Below are 18786 nucleotides of genomic sequence, written 5' to 3'. Positions count from 1 at the left end.
GATGCCAATCTAAAAGTTTGGTCATCGATCACGCATTTTAAGGTTGGCATATTATTGGTTTTTCTAATTTACTTTTTTCTTTATACCAGCTTAATTTATTAGCTATTTCCTTTTAATGCTAAATAAATCCTACTCACTCAATCAAACGCGCATATTTATATTTGTTTTTTCTTTAATAATTAGTTTATTTAGCTATTTATATTTTTTTCATTTAGGTCTAACAAATCTTTATGGTGATGGGATTGCCCACCTAAATATTGCTCGAAAAATCGTAGACCTAGACACAACTAGTATTTGGCAACGTTATATTCAGCTTGGATCACCTTGGTTGCCACTTCCACACTTCTTAATGCTTCCTTTTATTTGGCATGACTATTTTTGGCGTACAGGCTTGGCTGGAAGTCTTGTTTCAATGATTTCTTACCTGATTTGTGTAATGTCTTTGTTTGAAATCGCTAATATTTTTGCTTCTAGTTATTTTAGGCAAGAACAACACTTGCTAGCAGGAATTTTAGCCGCCTTGATTTTTGCTCTTAACCCTAGCATTCTTTATCTACAATCTAGCCCAATGACCGAACTTCCTTTTTTAGCTACTTATGTTTTAGCTCTTTATTTGTTATTAAAATGGTCTTTGAGTGATTCAAAAAAATACTTAATCTTGTCAGCTTTTATAACTTCGCTTGCTACACTTACCCGTTATGAAGCCTGGGCAATGCTACCAGGTGCTGTTTTAGTTATTTCTATTGCTCAACAAGGGAATATCAAGGAAAGGGCGAAGTCAGTCTTTCTTTGGGCTGCTATAGGCTCTCTAGGCATAATCTATTGGCTTTGGCATAACTGGGCAATTTATGGTAATCCGCTAGAGTTTTATAATGGCTTTTATTCGGCAAAAGGTATTTATTTACGCTTACAATCTCGTTTGGGTTGGGCTGATTTTACTGTAGGCAATCTACCTTTGGCGAGTCTAGTTGCTATTGCTAGTTCTTTAGCCTGTTCTGGACTAGTTTCTTTGCTAGGAATATTTTCTTTTTTTTATACTATTTTTCTTATTTTTAGAGCAAAAAATAAAGAGTTTTTAATTAAAGTTTTACCCACTTTTTTATTAGTTATTCCATTTCTTTTTACTATTTATAGCCTCTACACTGGCAATATACAAATATATCCACTTAGCGCAATTTCTTTGCTTAATGTGCGTTATGGCCTAAACATCACATTAGCTTTAGCAATATTCCCTATTATTTTTCTAAAACCAGATAATACTAAAAAATTTCTTATTGTTTTTTCTCTAGTTGTGTTTAATTATTACTGGCTTATTTCTGCTGGAGTAAATCAATTAGCTGTAATTCAAGAACCTTATCGAAATAACTTTAATATTAGTGAATCTCGTGCGCGTAGAAAGCTGACTAATTATTTACTTACTCATCCACCACAAAAGAAAACTCTAATCTATAGCGGAGATCTAGCAGCAGTAATTGCTTTTAGCCGTCTTAAATTCCAAGATATTGTATTTGAAGGCATTGATGGTTGGCATTCAGAAAAAATTCCTGAAAATGTTAATACTGTTGTTGTCAAAGAAGGTGACTCTCTTTGGCAAAAGTTAGAAAAAATGCCAGATTTTCCCAAGGATTTCCAACTTATCTATGAAATTGGCCCATCACCAAGAATGATGGTTTGGCAAAAAATAGAGTCTGATAAAATAAATGATAAGTAAATAATTTCTAAAAACAGAAAGGCTCTTTTTACGGCTTCTTTGTCAAAAAAAGTTATTTATGCTGATTTTACCGATGCTGTTTCTTCACTAGAAGTAGAAACCTTGATTAGCAAAATGGATAGCCAAATAAAGCAAACATTCCCAGAAGTTAAAAAAGTATTTATTGAGGCAGAAACTTTTTCAAAGAAGGGCTAAATAAAAATAGCCCAAGAATTTCTTGAGCTATTTTTAACTATTAGCTAGAAGTAAGTTATTGATTCTAAAGAAGCATTAAAACCTTAAATGTCCTGTAGGGGCATTTTGTAATAACCCAGTCATGACAGGGCTGGGCGTAATTAGCAAAAATTCTATTCCAATTTTGGCACGATTTTGTTTAATAATTCGATGAATTTTTCACTTACGCTTGCACTCATATCTAGCACTTCTTGATGATCTAATGTACCTTCTTTTATGCCTGCTGCAAGGTTAGCAATGCAAGAAATTCCTAATATTTTCATGTGCATTTGTTTAGCTACAATTGCTTCTGGTACTGTTGACATTCCTACCGCATCAGTCCCTAGTACTCTCAGCATTCTTACTTCTGCTGGTGTTTCATAATTTGGGCCAGGTAATGCCGTATAAACACCTTGTTTTAAGTTTAATCCTAATGCTTGGCCTTCACTTTCTGCTATTTTTCTAAAAGGTGAATAGTAAACTTCTGTCATATCAGGAAATCTTACCCCAAAACGCTCATCATTTGGCCCTCTTAATGGATTTGCTCCTATTAAGTTAAGATGATCAGAAATAATCATAATGTCCCCAGCTTCAAATTCAGGATTTAAGCCACCTGAAGCATTAGTCACTACCAGGTTTTTAATTCCCATCAATGCCGCAACTCGAACTGGAAATGTAACTTCTTCCATTGTATAACCTTCATAATGATGAAAACGTCCTGCCATTACTGCCACCGGACAGCCTCCACAAAGCCCTAAAACCATTTTTCCTTTGTGTCCTATCACCGTTGGCTCAGGAAAATAAGGAATTTCATTATAATTTATTATTATAGCGTCTGATAATTTATCAGCAAAAGCCGCAAGCCCCGATCCAAGAATAACTAAGGTTTTTATATCCCATGTAGATTTTGATTTAATTACTTTTGCAGCTTCCAGAGCTTTTTCATAAAGGTTAGACATTTAATATCTCCTAGAAAAATTTATTTTTATTCAATAACTGAGAAATCAACATTAATAACATTTTTTGATTTAATTTCAAATGCAGCCAGACTTTCTTCCCCAGCCAGCGAAATAATAAAATAAACTGCATTTGGATAAACAGCCAAATCTATATCTTTAGTCGAAGGATAAGCAATAGATTTTACATGTGAATGATAAATACCTAATAAATCTTGTTTAGCTAAAGATATTTTTTTTAAGGCTAGCAGTAATTCTTTTGGGCAGCAAAATAATTTTTTGTAGGTTCTTCAGCACAATTTGCTAGCGGATAATATGTAGTAAAAAGTTTATCTTTTCCCGCAACTAGTCCGCAACATTCATTAGGAGAGGAACTTCTAGCATGTAAAATCATGGAGTTTCTAACATTGCTAAGTAATAAATACAAAGTATTTGCCTATTTTAAAAAAGTAAATTTTCCTTTTTTAGCATATAAAAGCATTTATAAGCAATTATTTATAAGTTATTTATATCTAGTTTTAGCAATAATTTTAGCTTAAAGTGCTATTTGTAGTTACCTAAATGACTTGCTTATGAAGTATAATGACTCTCTAGCTTCGATTGTTCAGTATTTTAATCTTTACCTAATTACGCCTTAAAAGTTTTACAAAAATTAACAGGAGTGGATTACATCCTAAAATATGGCTTGCAAAATTTTAATTGCAGATCCTAACCTAACTACTTATTCTGATTTACAAAGATTATTACATGAACAAGGTCATCAGGTCGAAACCATTAACAATGGTGAGCAAGTTTTGGCTAGAGTATTGGATTTTCAACCTAATATTGTTTTACTTGCGGTTATAATGCCTGGGAAACTAGGCTATCAAATTTGTGACGAAATCAAAAGTATTCCAGCTTCAAGAGATACTGCGGTAGTATTAACATTTAGTGAAGATGAACCTTTTGACTACCTAGAAGCCCGGCGCGTTGGTGCTACTCGCTACTTACCTAAATCTGTAGAACCTAATTTGCTAATCTCTCTCTTAAATTTTATTTGGACTGGTGTTGCTCCAATAAATGGCCTTGAACAAGAGTTTGATAACCAAACATTAAATATTTCTATAAAAAATAAAAATGAAGTAAATGAAAAAGTAGAAGAAATAGAAGAAATATATGATTTAGATGATCTGCCAGATATAGATATGGATATAGAAATAGAATCTTTAGATGATATGGATGAAGATGATATTCAAACTATAGAAGTAGAAACAGATATAGGTATAGATATTGAAGAAACTGAAGAAACACCAGAACCTATAGAAGCAAAATGTGAAATAGTATTAGAACAAAAGGAAACTCAACCTCAAATAGATTATAAATTTGAAGTACCAGAGGAAAAAGAAAATGTAGAAGAAGTATTAGAACCTGTTGATGAAATACCAAACTTAAATATTGATAAGGTGAATGCTTCTATAGAATTACCAGGACTAGAGATAGAATCAAAACCTATTCCAGAAATTAGTGATATAAAACGAGCAACTACCAGTAGACTTGCAAAGATTTTTGAACCTCAAATAACAGGAGAACAGTTTGAATATTTTCCTGATGATTCTGAAGACCCGCTGCAAATAAAACATTCATTAAATAGTATTGCTTGTCAGGAATGTGGCGCAGATGTGCTTCCAGAAGACGTTTTTTGCATTGAGTGTGGTGCTGCTGTTGATAAAACGGCTGTGCATGTACCTGAAACTAGCATTTGTAGTGGTTGTGGACAGACGGTTAGCTTTGGAGATGTCTTTTGTCTTAATTGTGGAATGGTTCAATAAAATCCAATTGTAAAAGCCTAGAAATAAAACACTAGGCTTTTACATTAGTTATTTTCCTTTTTACACACCAGCTAAATTACTGGGTAAAACAAAGTTACCTAGATGTGGGCCACTGTTATTTAATGTTGTGCGTAGTGCTAAAGACAAACAAGCACGTGTTTCTTCAGGCATAATTACAGCATCAACATAACCACGAGCAGCAGCATATTTAGCGTCTAATTGATGGTTGTAATCTGCTCTAACACTATTCATTGCTGCTTTTAGCTCTTCGTCTGGTTCTTTTCCTGCGGCTTTTAATTTATCTAATTGCCCACTAAAGAGAGCCATAACAGCCGACTCACCTTCCATTACTCCCATTCTGCCTGTAGGCCAAGAGAAAATAAAATCAGGGTCAAAACCTTGTCCAGCCATTGCATAATATCCAGCACCAGAAGCATGATTTACAGTCAATACTATTTTTGGCACTGTAGCCGTTGCCATTGCTTCTACAAATCTTGCTCCAGCGCGAATAATTCCAGATTGTTCAGCATCTACACCAACCATAAAACCAGACACATCTTGAATAAAAAGTAGCGGAGTTCCTTGACGGTTGCAGGTTTCTATAAAATAGGCTACTTTGTCGGCACTATCAGCATAAATAATTCCACCAAATTTAGGTGGTTTACCTTTTGCACCTTTAACTAAACCACGTTGATTTGTAATAATCCCTACAGGAATCCCACAGATACGAGCATGACCAGTAATAATTTCCTTGGCATAATCAGCTTGAAATTCATTTAGATAGCCATCATCTAAAATGCAATCTAGCAGCATTCGCATGTCATAAGGCAGGCGATGATCGCTAGGGATAATGTCATAAATATCTTTTTCAGGTCTTTTTGGTGCTTTTGCTGCTTCAATTGCTGCACGTGGTGGTGTTGCGGGAGGAAGATCTTTTACAAGTTCGCGTAATTTCAAAATGCAAGTTTCATCGTCAGGCACTCGATAATGTGCTACACCGCTTATTTCATTGTGCATTCGCGCTCCGCCTAAAATTTCACCGTCAACGCTTTGGCCTGTTGCACCTTTAACTAGATTTGGGCCACCTAACCCCATAAAGCTTTTATCTTCAACCATTATGATGCTATCGCTTAAAGCAGGTAGATAAGCACCACCTGCCACACATTGACCCATAACAGCAGAAAGTTGGGGGACTTTTAAGTAACGACGCATTATTGAGTTATAGAAAAATATCCTTGAGCCTCCATATTGACCGGGAAACACCCCACCTTGATAAGGCAAATTAACACCAGCAGAATCAACTAGATAAATAATAGGTACATGACAACGCATTGCTATTTCTTGAGCGCGTAAAATCTTTTTTATAGTTTCCGGCCACCAAGACCCAGCCTTGACTGTTGCATCATTAGCCACCACTACCGCTTCACGTCCGCAAACTTCTCCAAACCCAATAATTGTTCCTACTCCCGGGGCTTGACCATCATATTGGTCATAAGCAATAAGTAGCCCTACTTCTTGGAAATGACGATCCTTATCAAACAACTTGGCTATTCTCTCCCTAGCTGTTAGTTTTCCTTGTTGTTGATGCTTTTTGATTTTGTCTAGCCCACCACCTAATTTAAGCTTTTCTGATAAATCTTGTAATTCTTTGGCTAATTTGTGCATATTCGATGTAATTTCTTTTTCTGCTTTTTTTTGTGTCACAGCGTCAAGCCTCCAAGTTATCAAATTATTAATTGTTATAAAGAGTCTGATAAAATCCGAGATCAATAATGGGATCAAATGATCGGACGATCAAGGAAAACGATCACATTTTTAAGATCAAGTTCCTAAAAACAGATCAACGATCAAGAAAAATGATCGATTCAATGATCAACGATCAATAGTTGTAAAATACCGATATCTTATCTATTTTCAAGTATATATAAATAAATAAATTCTATTTCCAATTTAGATACAAACATATATATAAATTTAGATCTGTTAATTAGATCCGATCGTGATCGAAACTTTATCGATCACGATCGAGCAATCCTTAATCTCTAAACCTTTTAGTTGCTTTTTTTGCTACAGGGTTAACGCGATCTTTGTTTTTATCAAAGCCCCTTCTAGGCTTAAAGGATCGTTTTTCATCTGAAAATCTTTCTTTTCTAGCAGGCTTAAAATCTTTGTTTTCAATTTCAACCTCATCACGTCGTCTAGGTTTGAACTCTTGGCGAGGAGGACGGGCATCATCGCCTCTAGGTCTAAAGTCACGGCGAGGAGGTCTATCATCAAAGTCACGACGAGGTTTGTCATCAAAATCACGACGAGGAGGACGGGCATCATCGCCTCTAGGTCTAAAATCACGGCGAGGAGGTCTATCATCAAAGTCACGACGAGGTTTGTCGTCAAAATCACGACGAGGAGGACGGGCATCATCGCCTCTAGGTCTAAAATCACGGCGAGGAGGTCTATCATCAAAGTCGCGACGAGGAGGACGGGCATCATCGCCTCTAGGTCTAAAATCACGACGAGGTTTGTCATCAAAATCACGACGATGAGGACGGGCATCATCGCTTCTAGGTCTAAAGTCACGGCGAGGAGGTCTATCATCAAAGTCACGACGAGGTTTGTCATCAAAATCACGACGAGGAGGACGAGCATCATCGCTTCTAGGTCTAAAATCACGGCGAGGAGGTCTATCATCAAAGTCACGACGAGGTTTGTCGTCAAAATCACGACGAGGAGGACGGGCATCATCGCCTCTAGGTCTAAAGTCACGGCGAGGAGGTCTATCATCAAAGTCGCGACGAGGTTTGTCATCAAAATCACGACGAGGAGGACGAGCATCATCGCTTCTAGGTCTAAAGTCACGGCGAGGAGGTCTATCATCAAAGTCACGACGAGGTTTGTCATCAAAATCACGACGAGGAGGACGGGCATCATCGCTTCTAGGTCTAAAGTCACGGCGAGGAGGTCTATCATCAAAGTCTTTGCGTTTAGGGCGGAAACCTTCTTCCCGACGAGGGGGGCGGGCATCATCTCTACCTAAATCTATATCACGGCGTTTGGAATAGGCATCATCACCACGTTTAACAAGTTTGGGTGCTTTGGAATGGTCGCTACGCACTTTAACTACTTTAGGCACATCAACAGCATCAGCAACATCAGCAGCATCAACATCAACAGCGTCGGCAGCATCAACAACATCAACAGCGTCGGCAGCATCAGCAACATCAGCAACATCGGCAATGTCAACGACATCAACACCATCAACAACATCGACGGCATCAGTAACATCAACAACGTCCGTAACGTTCACGGTATCGGAAAGCTCTTTTTGTTCTGGTTTTCGCTCTGGTTTTCGCTCTATTTTTTGCTCTGCTTTTTGTTCTGCTTTGGAGAGGAATTTTTTTATTTCTCCAGGTGAAAGATGGCGAAATTTTCCTATAGGTAGATAGTCATCTGTAACATGACCTATTCGAGTACGTCTTAACTTGCTGACAGAATGGCCTATTTCATCAAACATTTTTCTAATTTGGTTATTTCGTCCTTCATAAAGGATAACTTCAAACCAACTATTGCCAGCATCACTTGTTTCTAGTCTTCTTAAGCTAACAGGAGCAGATTTTCTATCTTCAATAACAATTCCTGCTCGCAGACGATTTAATGCTTGTTCTGTAGGTGTTCCTTTAACTTTAACTTCATAAACTTTTGGAACGTGTTGAGAGGCACTAGTAACAATTTTAGTTAAATCGCCATCGTTAGTTAAAATAAGTAAACCTTCAGTATTAAAATCTAATCTTCCGACAGGATGCACTTTTGGCAAAGAATTAGGGAGTAATTCTGTAACTAATGGTCGGTTTTCTGGATCCGAAAGACTAGATAAATAGCCTTTAGGTTTATTAAGTAGAATATAAACTTTTTGTAAGTTTTCTATCTTAGGGTTAATTAGCTTACCACTAACTTTAATATGGTCGTGGTTGGGGTCGGCTTTGCTTCCTAGTTGGGTAATGACTTTACCGTTGACTGTGACTTCTCCAACTTGGATTAATTCTTCTGCTTTACGTCGGGAGACGATGCCAGCATTGGCAATAATTTTTTGTAAACGTTCTTCCATAAATTTAATTTGCTATTAATTCTTCAAAATCTTCAATGTTTGGTAGTTCTGAAAGGTCTTTGAGGCCAAATTGGATCAAAAATTCTTTCGATGTGCCGTACATAATTGGGCGACCGACACAATCTTTTCGCCCTTTGGGGACTATCAGCCGACGATCTAATAAAGTCTTTATTGCTGATGAAGAACTGACACCCCGAATTTCTAAAATCTCAGGTATTGTTACAGGCTGTTTATAGGCGATAACAGCCAAAGTTTCTAGTGCAGCTAAACTTAATTTAGCCGAAGGTTTAGCCTTTAAGTAGCTCCTTATAGCCTCATGATAAAAAGGGCGGGTACTAATACGCCAACCGTTAGCAATTTCCCGAATCTCCAAACCGCTAGCACGGGAATTAAATTCCTCAACTAGTTCTAAGAGTGATTGCTGGATTTCTTGAGGGTCTTCTGCTGGAAATACCTGACAAATCTCTTTAAGTTGGATTGGTTGATCAGCAACAAAGATTAGAGCTTCAATTATTGGCTTGAGTTGCGAGCGAGTCATATTTCTTTATATCTATTCTAGTAGCAATAATTTCTCCAAATGTCTCTGTTTGCATCAATCCTATAACGGACTCTTTTACTAATTCAAGTATAGCTAGAAATATAATAATAATTTCCGCTTTTGAAAGGGCTGCTTCCATTAAGTTAGTAACATTAATCTGCAAATGGTTTTTAAGTAAAGATTTAATTTCCACAATTTTTTGTGCTAGTGTAAGTTTATCATTAGCTATTTCTACTGCAATTTGTTCTTTACGCCGAGTCAGGATTTTTTGAAAAGCTGAAACTAGGTCAAACACGGTAGCTGCAACTTCTGGATTTTCTGAGTCGGTTTCTATTGCAGCACGGACAAAAACATTTTGTTCAACTTGTACACGTGACCAAAGCATTTCAGCAGCAGACTTAAATTTTTTATGCTCTAAAAGTTGTTTAACTAGCTCTTGGCGGGGGTCTTCTAGGTTTTCTAGCTCGCTACTCTCATTAATAACAGGAAGGAGCATTTTAGATTTAATATGAATTAAGGTTGCTGCCATTACCAAAAACTCACTAGCTAAATCAATATCTAGCTCTTGCATTAGCTGGATATACTTTAGATATTCTTCGGTAATATGTGCAATAGGAATATCATAAATATCAAGTTCTTCTTTTTTTATTAAGTAAAGAAGTAAGTCTAGCGGCCCTTCAAAAATATCTAACTTAATTTTATAAGGGGTGTTTGAAAAGGCATTAAGATCATTTACTAGAGATAGAGACACAGCAGATAAACTTCTCCTAAAAAATTACTTTATAGAGCTAAAAACTTTAGTGCCAAAAATAACACAGGGAAAAGCAGCGAAGAAAGTATATGTAAAGAGTCATTTACAATAACAAATAAAATTAAAAGCATAAAACCATAAGGTCTTAAACTTTCGTACATTTCCATAAGCGAAGGCGAAGCAATACTTAAAACACTTGATAAAATATGGCTACCATCTAGTGGGGGAATAGGAATTAAATTAAATATTGCTAAGGCAATGTTTATGATTAAAGCAAAAAGCAATAGTTTGCAAATTGCTGCATAAATTGGACTTGGATTTGTTGGAATTAATATTTCTGTAAGTCCACCATTAAGGTTAAAAGTAATAAGTTCTTGGTAAAGCAATATTTTTAATATAGATAGAGATCCAATAGCAATAATTACGTTAGCTATCGGGCCAGCAGCAGAAACTGCGATGTTAGCAATAGTTTTATCTCGCCAAAGTAGCGGATTGACCGGCACAGGTTTAGCCCAACCAATAACGGGAAGCGCAGTTAAAGCTCCAATTAAAGGAAGTAGCACGGTACCAACAGGATCCATATGTACTAAAGGATTTAGAGAAATACGGCCTAAATAACGGGAAGTAGGATCGCCAAACTTTTCTGAAGTCCAAGCATGTCCAACTTCATGCAAAGTAAGAGAAAAAACAAAAACTACATAAGAAAGTATAAAATTGCCAGGATCAAAATTCATAAATTTTCCTTCAAAAAAAACTTGGCTTCTTGCCAAAGTAGCACGCCGTTTTTATAGTGTCAACTTCAACGGTTTTGATAGTAAAAAAGTTAAATAAAGATGTATAAAGGTGGGAAAATTATGATTATTTATGTTTTAAGAGAGCAAATATTTTATTTACATGCGAGCAAGATGCTCGCGCTCCCAGTTAAGCTTAAGATAAATTAGAAATTAAATACCCTTTAATACCTAGGGCGACTCTATGGATTTCACTTGTGCTAGCTGTAATGATATGTCCGCTATCATCAAAAGCTAGACCAACTAAAGAATTACCAGCAATAAAAAGTTCTGACTGTTTATCGGGAGTAATTTTTACTATTCCACGATGACCATAAAGACTTGCTGCAACATATAAATTTCCATCTATGTCAAAAGCTAAACCTTGAGGACGACCAAGCCCGCTATAAAATAAAGAAGCGTCACCTGTTGGGCTAATGCGTGAAATACTTTCATAGCTTGATGCTGTTGGGCCGGTTACATATAAATAATCGTCCGGGCCAAAAGCTAAATGATAGGCAGAAACACTTGGCTCTAAGGTTGCAAATGTTGTTACTACGCCTTTTTTACTTACTTGGTAAACATTTCCTTGACGATCCCCTACGTAAAGATTACCTAGTTTGTCAAAAGCAATTCCTGTAGCAATACCCAAGTTTTTAGCAAAGGGTTCTGCTTCCTTAAAAGGAGAAATACAATAAACATTGCTGTCATGTCGGCTAGAAACATACATTGTTCCGTCTGGGTCAAAAGCAATTCCTGTAGGGTTTACTATATTGGAAAGAAACGGAGTAGTTTCACCTTTAGGGGATATTTTCCAAACTGACACAGGAACTTTTTGACCACGAGAACCAGAAAGCGTTGCATAAATATTTCCCGTGTCTGGGTCAAATGCTGGGTTGGTTACAGGATGGAGGCTGTCGGCTAGTTTTTCACCTAACTTAAAATCAACCGTGTTACTTTCTTGATTTCCAACACAAAGTTTAAGACCTGACACACAATCTTCTAGTTGTTGTGCTTCTGGTGCAGCAACAATTACACGTTTAGTAGACGCGCTAATTATTCGTCCTTGGCTGCTACCAAATAAAGCTTTGCAAATACGAAAGTTAGAAGCGTCAAAGTTTTCACAACTTATAATAACTTCCCCGCAGGTACTGCCGCAGCAGGCAAAACTTTATTAATTTTTGCTGTCATTAAAATAACTCTCCAAAACTTCTTAAATGGTTTTAATGTGCTTTAATCAAGGATATTTTGTTATATCACATTAATAACTTTTTGCTCAACCTATCGTCTACTAAGCTATTAACTAACTTTTTCATGAAAATATACTTCGGTCTTTCCCCATGAAAAATAATACTCACTTACTTTTATTAACTTAAAATGTGGTGAAATAATTGAGTCTGATAAGGTAATAAGTTTTATTCCTACAGGCAATAACTCTAATCTGTTTGTGATTTTAGCAAGCAATTCCTCTTGAAAAGTTGTTCCAGCTAAATAAAAAATTGTTCCTCGCCCTACTTGCTCAAGCGTTACCCAAGAAAGATTTTCTTTAATAAAGCGAACTTTAGTTAAACCTAGAGTTTTACTTATTACTTGCGCCCGTCTGATAAAAGTTGGAATTATTTCTACACCTGTTGTAGGGATTTGGAAATAAAGGTTAACAAAAATGGTAATAAGGCCACGACCACAACCTAAGTCAACAAAATGGTCTGTAGGTTGGATGTTGGCTTCTTCAAGTATTTTTTTATAGTTAAGCAAGGAGTTTCCCCATAAATTAGATTTTGAGCTAGTACAGGTGCGCGTTTACCTTCTCGTTTAGTGATTAAATAAGGGCCATCGCTTAGGTAAGAAAAAAATAGTAGTCCGTGAAGTTTCCACCACCAAAAATATTTACCAAAAAGTACTAATTCAATTAGTGATAGACCTAGGCTATAAAAAATGTTAATTATTCCAATAAAAACAAGATAAAGAAATTTCACGGATTTTTATGACCTGACATTTAGCTTACTTGGTGGCAGATATTTTTGCAATAATAACAAAGTGTTAATAATTAACCCCAACAATTTTTGCTAGTTTTGATGTTAATTGACTCTAGGAGGCAAAATGCACCCAAATGAAAAATTAATTGAAAAATTTTATCAATGTTTCCAAAAACGTGATTATAAAGGGATGAATGAATGCTATCACCAGGATATAGAATTTTCTGATGCTGTTTTTATTGGCTTGAAGGGTGAAAGAGCTAAAGCTATGTGGCAAATGCTTTGTGAGCGAGCAGCAGACTTAGAAATTAAAACTAGTGCTATAAAAGCTGACGATAACGAAGGCAAAGCTCATTGGGAAGCTTTTTATACTTTTAGCCAAACTGGGAATAAAGTCCATAATAAAATTGACGCAGTTTTCCAGTTTAAGCAAGGAAAGATAGTTAAACATACGGATAGCTTTGATTTATGGGCTTGGGCTGCTATGGCACTAGGAATAAAAGGGAAGATATTGGGATGGTTTCCACCTGTTCAAGCAGCTATCAGAAAGCAGGCTAGTGATAATTTAGAAAAGTTTATTAATAAAAATTCTAAGAGCTAGAGGAGTAGTTTCTCAGTTAGCATTCTTTTTTGGAGAAGTTATTTTTAGCAAGCTTTCTTTTAGAGCCAAAATGATGGCTAAATTTGGCTCTGATCCACTAAAATATGACAATTGTAGGGAAGAACTCTTGCTTTGGAAGATTTGGTCTTCTACTCATAACACTATCTTTTATTTTCCTGATGATTCTCCTGATTGGGTTGAGCCTAATCAATTGTCCAAGCAACCTGAATCAGTTCAACTTTCTTTCAGTTTTTTAAGTTCTCGGAATTTTTGTTGACCACTTTTTAAAACTTTTACGCCTTACTTAACAAATTTATAAAACTAATAAGGGGTAGAAAAATGAATAGTGGCTATCTGAAAATTAAACAGCGTGTGCAAGATTTCCCAATTTACCAACTTGGGCAAGAGCTAGTTGCGTCACCAACAAATATAAGATCCACTAGTTATCAAGAGGCACTAGATAAAATACAGGAAATTGAAGAATGTTATTCTGAAATCTTTGGCGGTGAAGAATGGCGTTTGGCTTACTACTGCACAGCCGAAGGTTATGGCAAGCGTTTTAGCTTTGCTGAGTACGAGCATATGATTCAACCCCTCTGTGACTGTGGTGCAGAACTTGCTAGTTGTTTGATAGATACGTCACTTGTGCAAGAGATCCTTGATAGGATGCAACAACATCAAGCCTTTCTCTTTCTTCACCATAGCTACACACAGATCACTGGCTTCTCAATAGGACTGTTGCTTGATTGTGCAGAGGTTGCCGAGCGTGCGATGAGCGATTGCTATAACCCTGAGATAAAGAGTGAGTACCTACACACACAAGTATATGCAGCACTTGATGAGTACTGCTATACACATGGAATTAGGGGTGAAGTTTTTTACGGTTTGTCGGGCGGGTTAGTACCAAAAGCGCGCACAGGTCTGGAACCAGTACTATACCTATACCGTTTCATGCTTCACCACGCATATCTATTTGGGCAGAAAGTCTTTTTTGCCGTAACCCATAAAAACACACCTATGCTCAAAATCGCACTGTTACTAGGTGCTGATATCATCTATGAGTTTGAAGATGGTAGCGTGATGATTGGCTATCATGACGTAACACCAGTTTTGAGTTTGTTGCAGAACCTGACCGCAAAAGAGATCAAAACCATAATGAGCGAGAATGAGCGAGAACTTGAAGCACTAAAGGCAAATAGGGTTTATTGGCATAACCCTCCTACAAAGGGTTATACTGTAAAAAATATACAAGCTAATTAAGCTAAAAACTGTAACTGAGAAATGTTGATAGCTTACCTAAAAATCTTCCGCGAGAAAGCCCACGAATGCGAGTCGTGTGGATGAATCGCGGCAGTGTTAGATATTAAGTAATAAAGTAAAATATCAAAAAAAGTAACTGCTAGACCTAAAGAGTTTCCTACTTCTTGTTAGCAGTTATATTTCTGAAATTGAAACTATGCAGAAAGAAGTTATGCAATATTTGTCTTCTCATGTTTCTTCTAATGCTGCTAAGCTATTTATTTAAATTAAAAGCTCCCAAGAATGCCTAGCACTTCATTTATAGGATAAATTGCGCCTTTATTTGGAAAGCAAATAATCGTCTTGAGCAACCATAACATCAAAAGCGCGTAGTCGAAGATAAGCAATAAATCTGCTTTTTTCTACTGTCCGCTTTTTGCTTTTTATGGTTAAATTGCCTTTTCTACAAAATTTCATTCTATACCATATAAATAAGGTCAAAATAATAATTTATGGAAATACCAAAAACATATGAACCAAAAGAAATAGAAAGTAAATGGTATCCTATTTGGGAAAGCAGGGGTTATTTTATTGCTCAAGCTAAATCAGAAAAACCATCATTTTGTATTTCTATTCCTCCACCTAATGTAACAGGCTATTTGCATATGGGACATGCTTTGCAGCATACCTTGATGGATAGCTTAACTCGCTGGCGACGGATGCAGGGCTATAATGCTCTTTGGTTGCCAGGCACAGATCACGCAGGCATTTCAACCCAAATTGTTGTAGAGAAACGGCTTTTAGCTGAGGAAAAAGTAACTCGTACCCAACTTGGACGAGAAGAATTTGAACGCCGTGTTTGGCAATGGAAAGAACATGCAGGTGGAACAATTCAACGTCAAATCCGCAAAGAAGGTGCTAGCTGTGATTGGACTAGAGAACGCTTTACTTTAGATGATGGGCTTTCTTTAGCTGTTCGTGAAGTCTTTGTTCGACTTTATGAAGAAGGCTTGATTTATCGTGGTGCCTATATGGTGAACTGGTGTCCTAAAGACCAAACAGCTTTATCTGATTTGGAAGCACCAAAAAAAGAAGTAAAAGCTAAACTTTATCATATTGCTTACCCAATTAAAGATAGCGAAGAAAAAATTGTTGTTGCTACCACTCGACCAGAAACAATGCTTGGTGATACAGGCGTTGCAATCCATCCAAATGATGAAAGATACAAAGCTTTTCATGGTAAGTATGCAATTTTACCATTAGTTGGCAGAGAAATACCTTTTGTTTGTGATGAGCTTGTAGAAATGGATTTTGGAACAGGTGTCGTTAAGGTTACACCATCACATGATCCTAATGACTTTAAGATGGGGCTAACTCATAACTTAGCGCAAATTTCTGTAATTGATAAACATGGAAAAATGACTGCTGAAGCAGGCGAAGAGTTTGCAGGTTTAGACCGTTTTGCTGCTCGTAAACTAGTCATAGAAAAGCTAGAAGCCCTTGAACTATTGGTTAAGGTAGAAGATTACACCCACAAAGTCGGACATTGCCAACGCTGCGACACGGTGCTTGAGCCGCTGATTTCTACACAATGGTTTGCAAAAATGAAAGGTATGGCTGAAGAAGCTATTAAAGCTGTACAAGATGGTCGGACGGTATTTATTCCTGAAAATTGGACTAAAACTTTCTATGATTGGCTAGAAAATATCCAAGATTGGTGTATTTCTAGACAACTTTGGTGGGGTCATAGAATACCTGCTTGGTATTGTGCAAATAATCATATAAATGTTGCACGTGAAACACCCACAACTTGTAGCACATGTGCAAGTACAGAAATTCGCCAAGATGAAGATGTGCTTGACACCTGGTTTTCTTCGGCACTTTGGCCTTTTTCTACTTTGGGTTGGCCTAATGAAACAGACGACTTAAAGACTTTTTACCCAACTACAGAAATGATTACAGGATTTGACATTATTTTCTTTTGGGTAGCAAGAATGATGATGATGGGCCTAAAGTTTATGGGAGATGTCCCATTCCGTAGGGTTTATATTACTGGTCTAGTTCGTGTTGATGGTGAAAAGATGTCAAAAATGAAAGGTAATGTAATTGACCCGCTAGATGTTTTTGACCGCTATGGCACGGATGCAGTGCGCTTTACTTTAGCTAGTTCTGTTACAGGTGGCGCAGATGTAGACCTACAAGAAGTTAAAAAAGGTGCTGATGTCCGCGAATATCCAAAAATGGAAGCTGCACGCAATTTTGTTAATAAAATTTGGAATGCTTCCCGTTTTGTGATGATGAACTTGGGCGAAACTGAATTTAATGCAGAAGCTTTTGGAACGGATCCTTCCCGTTACGACCGTTGGATTTTGTCGCGCTTAAACCGTGCAATTGAAGACACTAACAAAGCTTTAGATCAATTTAGGTTTTATGATGTTACACAAACACTTTATCACTTCTTTTGGAGTGATTTTTGCGATTGGTATATTGAACTTGCAAAAGTGTTAGTAGCAGCTAAAGAGACGACTCCAGAAGTTATACTTGCCCGTCAAAGAATTATGTATGTTTTAGAGAAGTCTTTGCGCTTGCTACATCCAGTTATGCCATACATCACAGAAGAACTTTGGCAAAGACTACCACACGAAGGGGAATCGATCTCACTTGTAGCATTTCCCGAAGCTGATCGTGAAATGATCAACGATCAGATCGAAGCAGAAATGCAAAATGTGATCGCGTTGATCACTAAGATCAGAAGCGTAAGATCAGAAATGAATTTACCTGTAAGTGAGTTCTTGACGATCAAGCTTGGGATCAAGGATGAAGCTTTGCAAAAGGTGATCGTAGAGAGTGAAGACGCGATCAAACGACTAGCTAGAGTAAAAGCGATCGAGATCAGATCTGATCTGCTGGTAGAAAAATTTTCTGCTCGTGCTGTGATCACAGGGATTGAGATCTCGATCCCATTGGAAGGATTGATCGATCTTGATAAAGAACGGGATCGTCTAAAGAAAGAGTTAGCAAAAATGGAGTCAGAAATTGAAAAGCTTTCTCAACGTTTGTCTAATCCAAGCTTTGTTGAAAAAGCTCAAGCAGATGTAGTTGCTCAAGCACGTAGCAGAGTAGAAGATTTAACAAATCAATGTGAAACCATCAGAGCAACTATGGCTAATTTATAAAATTTGGTTGGCTAGTTTTTTTGCTAGCCAACTTCCACCCAATCTATATTTTAATTATTCAGGGATTTATTAATGCAGATAGATAAAAATTTACTTTTTGATTCAATTACTAGTTTTCTTAGTGAAGATCTTGGACGTGGCGATATTACCACACAATCAACAGTGCTTGAGGCTACGCGGGGTAGAGGAAAATTTTTAGCTAAACAAGAAATGATTGTTGCTGGTTTAGAAGTTGCTGAAACTGTATTTACTTGTTTGGATGCAGAATTACAACTGGAAGCCTTTGTTTATGAAGGTGAACGAGTAAAAGCTAACACAGAAATTGCTCGCTTAGACGGGCCTGCTACAACCTTGCTAATGGGCGAACGTTTGGCGTTAAATTTAATGCAAAGAATGTCTGGTATTGCTACGCTCACAAGTCAATATGTTGCTGCTACTGAAGGCACTTCAGCTAGAATTGTTGATACACGTAAAACTATGCCAGGATTACGAATGATTGATAAATATGCTGTTTTAATAGGTGGCGGATATAATCATCGCTTTGGCTTGGATGATGGCATATTAATTAAAGATAACCATATTTTGCTAGCTGGCGGCATTGAAACGGCAATAAAACGCGCTCGTGAACGTGCAGGGCATCTACATAAAATTGAAGTAGAAGTAGCCAGCTTTGAACAATTAAACGAGGCTATTAATTTTGGTGCAGATATTATTATGTTAGACAATATGAAGCCTTCGCAGGTTAAAGAAGCTGTTGAAATTGTTAGAAAAAGCGAACGAGGAAAATATATCTTACTAGAAGCCTCTGGAGGCATCACTTTAGAAAATGTTGCTGAATATGCTAAAGCAGGCGTAGACCTAATTTCTATTGGCGCAATAACTCATTCTGCCCCGGCTGTTGATATTAGTTTTAAGATAGGCTTGGGCTATTAACTTGCTGTTTTT

Annotated in this window: 18 protein-coding genes; 7 read left to right on the top strand and 11 right to left on the bottom strand. The window is 36.9% G+C overall.

Annotated features, from left to right (window positions below):
* Positions 1–115 precede the first annotated feature (115 nt).
* Both IPK14_04320 and IPK14_04315 read left to right on the top strand, forming a co-directional pair.
* Positions 116–1711 (top strand): glycosyltransferase family 39 protein, encoded by a 1596-nt coding sequence (locus tag IPK14_04320; protein ID MBK7992650.1) that lies wholly within the window; start codon positions 116–118, stop codon positions 1709–1711.
* 39 nt (positions 1712–1750) lie between these two features.
* Positions 1751–1906: a hypothetical protein gene (locus tag IPK14_04315; protein ID MBK7992649.1), complete on the top strand. Its 156-nt coding sequence runs from the start codon at positions 1751–1753 to the stop codon at positions 1904–1906.
* A 152-nt stretch (positions 1907–2058) separates the two neighbouring features.
* On the opposite strand, the gene IPK14_04310 is transcribed toward IPK14_04315, so the two are convergent.
* Genes IPK14_04310 through IPK14_04300 form a run of 3 tightly spaced genes read right to left on the bottom strand, consistent with a single transcriptional unit; the run spans position 2059 to position 3274 of the window.
* Positions 2059–2883, bottom strand: a complete 825-nt coding sequence (locus IPK14_04310) for a purine-nucleoside phosphorylase (protein ID MBK7992648.1) — start codon at positions 2881–2883, stop codon at positions 2059–2061.
* Positions 2884–2909: 26 nt separating this feature from the next.
* Complete coding sequence (locus IPK14_04305; protein ID MBK7992647.1) at positions 2910–3131, bottom strand: Mov34/MPN/PAD-1 family protein; 222 nt, start codon at positions 3129–3131, stop codon at positions 2910–2912.
* A complete protein-coding gene (locus IPK14_04300) occupies positions 3125–3274 on the bottom strand; it encodes a Mov34/MPN/PAD-1 family protein (GenBank protein ID MBK7992646.1) in 150 nt (49 codons plus the stop codon). The genes IPK14_04305 and IPK14_04300 overlap by 7 nt, the downstream gene beginning before the upstream one ends.
* A 286-nt stretch (positions 3275–3560) precedes the next feature.
* Between IPK14_04300 and IPK14_04295 the strand changes: the two genes are divergently transcribed.
* On the top strand, positions 3561–4688 hold the full coding sequence (locus tag IPK14_04295) for a response regulator (GenBank protein ID MBK7992645.1): 1128 nt from the start codon (positions 3561–3563) through the stop codon (positions 4686–4688).
* Between the two features lie 60 nt (positions 4689–4748).
* Here the strand turns inward: IPK14_04295 and IPK14_04290 are convergent, their stop codons facing one another.
* From IPK14_04290 to IPK14_04260, 7 genes are all read right to left on the bottom strand, one after another.
* Positions 4749–6353 carry an acyl-CoA carboxylase subunit beta gene (locus tag IPK14_04290; GenBank protein ID MBK7992644.1) on the bottom strand — a complete coding sequence of 535 codons (1605 nt, stop codon included), beginning with the start codon at positions 6351–6353 and terminating at the stop codon, positions 4749–4751.
* A gap of 370 nt (positions 6354–6723) precedes the next feature.
* Positions 6724–8790 carry an rRNA pseudouridine synthase gene (locus IPK14_04285; GenBank protein MBK7992643.1) on the bottom strand — a complete coding sequence of 689 codons (2067 nt, stop codon included), beginning with the start codon at positions 8788–8790 and terminating at the stop codon, positions 6724–6726.
* Between the two features lie 4 nt (positions 8791–8794).
* Positions 8795–9328, bottom strand: a complete 534-nt coding sequence (scpB, locus tag IPK14_04280) for an SMC-Scp complex subunit ScpB (GenBank protein MBK7992642.1) — start codon at positions 9326–9328, stop codon at positions 8795–8797.
* Positions 9297–10079, bottom strand: a complete 783-nt coding sequence (locus tag IPK14_04275) for a segregation/condensation protein A (GenBank protein MBK7992641.1) — start codon at positions 10077–10079, stop codon at positions 9297–9299. The genes scpB and IPK14_04275 overlap by 32 nt, the downstream gene beginning before the upstream one ends.
* 29 nt (positions 10080–10108) lie before the next feature.
* Positions 10109–10813: a site-2 protease family protein gene (locus IPK14_04270; protein MBK7992640.1), complete on the bottom strand. Its 705-nt coding sequence runs from the start codon at positions 10811–10813 to the stop codon at positions 10109–10111.
* A gap of 193 nt (positions 10814–11006) precedes the next feature.
* Positions 11007–11843, bottom strand: a complete 837-nt coding sequence (locus IPK14_04265; GenBank protein MBK7992639.1) for a gluconolaconase — start codon at positions 11841–11843, stop codon at positions 11007–11009.
* 305 nt (positions 11844–12148) lie between these two features.
* On the bottom strand, positions 12149–12604 hold the full coding sequence (locus IPK14_04260; GenBank protein ID MBK7992638.1) for a methyltransferase domain-containing protein: 456 nt from the start codon (positions 12602–12604) through the stop codon (positions 12149–12151).
* Positions 12605–12949: 345 nt separating this feature from the next.
* Here IPK14_04260 and IPK14_04255 point away from each other — a divergent pair, with 345 nt between their 5' ends.
* Both IPK14_04255 and IPK14_04250 read left to right on the top strand, forming a co-directional pair.
* A complete protein-coding gene (locus IPK14_04255) occupies positions 12950–13426 on the top strand; it encodes a nuclear transport factor 2 family protein (GenBank protein ID MBK7992637.1) in 477 nt (158 codons plus the stop codon).
* Between the two features lie 339 nt (positions 13427–13765).
* Positions 13766–14686: a hypothetical protein gene (locus tag IPK14_04250; protein MBK7992636.1), complete on the top strand. Its 921-nt coding sequence runs from the start codon at positions 13766–13768 to the stop codon at positions 14684–14686.
* A gap of 318 nt (positions 14687–15004) precedes the next feature.
* Here IPK14_04250 and IPK14_04245 read toward each other — a convergent pair whose 3' ends face one another.
* The gene (locus tag IPK14_04245; GenBank protein MBK7992635.1) at positions 15005–15142 is read right to left on the bottom strand and encodes a hypothetical protein; all 138 of its coding nucleotides are present in this window, start codon (positions 15140–15142) and stop codon (positions 15005–15007) included.
* A gap of 35 nt (positions 15143–15177) precedes the next feature.
* Between IPK14_04245 and IPK14_04240 the strand changes: the two genes are divergently transcribed.
* Positions 15178–17841: a valine--tRNA ligase gene (locus IPK14_04240; GenBank protein MBK7992634.1), complete on the top strand. Its 2664-nt coding sequence runs from the start codon at positions 15178–15180 to the stop codon at positions 17839–17841.
* A 72-nt stretch (positions 17842–17913) separates the two neighbouring features.
* Positions 17914–18774 (top strand): carboxylating nicotinate-nucleotide diphosphorylase, encoded by an 861-nt coding sequence (nadC, locus tag IPK14_04235; protein ID MBK7992633.1) that lies wholly within the window; start codon positions 17914–17916, stop codon positions 18772–18774.
* Positions 18775–18786 lie beyond the last annotated feature (12 nt).

Source organism: Blastocatellia bacterium, assembly GCA_016713405.1.
In the GTDB taxonomy this organism is placed as follows: Bacteria; Acidobacteriota; Blastocatellia; order Chloracidobacteriales; family JADJPF01; genus JADJPF01.
Note: the sequence above shows the minus strand (reverse complement) of the source record. Positions and strands in the feature narration are given on the sequence as shown.

What these genes read in the sequence shown, in the direction of transcription:
- nadC (MBK7992633.1), top strand. Translation starts at nt 17,914, where the DNA reads ATGCAGATAGATAAAAATTTACTTTTTGATTCAATTACTAGTTTTCTT.
- IPK14_04270 (MBK7992640.1), bottom strand. Translation starts at nt 10,813, where the DNA reads ATGAATTTTGATCCTGGCAATTTTATACTTTCTTATGTAGTTTTTGTT.
- IPK14_04300 (MBK7992646.1), bottom strand. Translation starts at nt 3,274, where the DNA reads ATGATTTTACATGCTAGAAGTTCCTCTCCTAATGAATGTTGCGGACTA.
- IPK14_04290 (MBK7992644.1), bottom strand. Translation starts at nt 6,353, where the DNA reads ATGCACAAATTAGCCAAAGAATTACAAGATTTATCAGAAAAGCTTAAA.
- IPK14_04320 (MBK7992650.1), top strand. Translation starts at nt 116, where the DNA reads ATGCTAAATAAATCCTACTCACTCAATCAAACGCGCATATTTATATTT.
- IPK14_04250 (MBK7992636.1), top strand. Translation starts at nt 13,766, where the DNA reads ATGAATAGTGGCTATCTGAAAATTAAACAGCGTGTGCAAGATTTCCCA.
- IPK14_04295 (MBK7992645.1), top strand. Translation starts at nt 3,561, where the DNA reads ATGGCTTGCAAAATTTTAATTGCAGATCCTAACCTAACTACTTATTCT.
- IPK14_04245 (MBK7992635.1), bottom strand. Translation starts at nt 15,142, where the DNA reads ATGAAATTTTGTAGAAAAGGCAATTTAACCATAAAAAGCAAAAAGCGG.
- IPK14_04240 (MBK7992634.1), top strand. Translation starts at nt 15,178, where the DNA reads ATGGAAATACCAAAAACATATGAACCAAAAGAAATAGAAAGTAAATGG.
- scpB (MBK7992642.1), bottom strand. Translation starts at nt 9,328, where the DNA reads ATGACTCGCTCGCAACTCAAGCCAATAATTGAAGCTCTAATCTTTGTT.
- IPK14_04310 (MBK7992648.1), bottom strand. Translation starts at nt 2,883, where the DNA reads ATGTCTAACCTTTATGAAAAAGCTCTGGAAGCTGCAAAAGTAATTAAA.
- IPK14_04255 (MBK7992637.1), top strand. Translation starts at nt 12,950, where the DNA reads ATGCACCCAAATGAAAAATTAATTGAAAAATTTTATCAATGTTTCCAA.
- IPK14_04285 (MBK7992643.1), bottom strand. Translation starts at nt 8,790, where the DNA reads ATGGAAGAACGTTTACAAAAAATTATTGCCAATGCTGGCATCGTCTCC.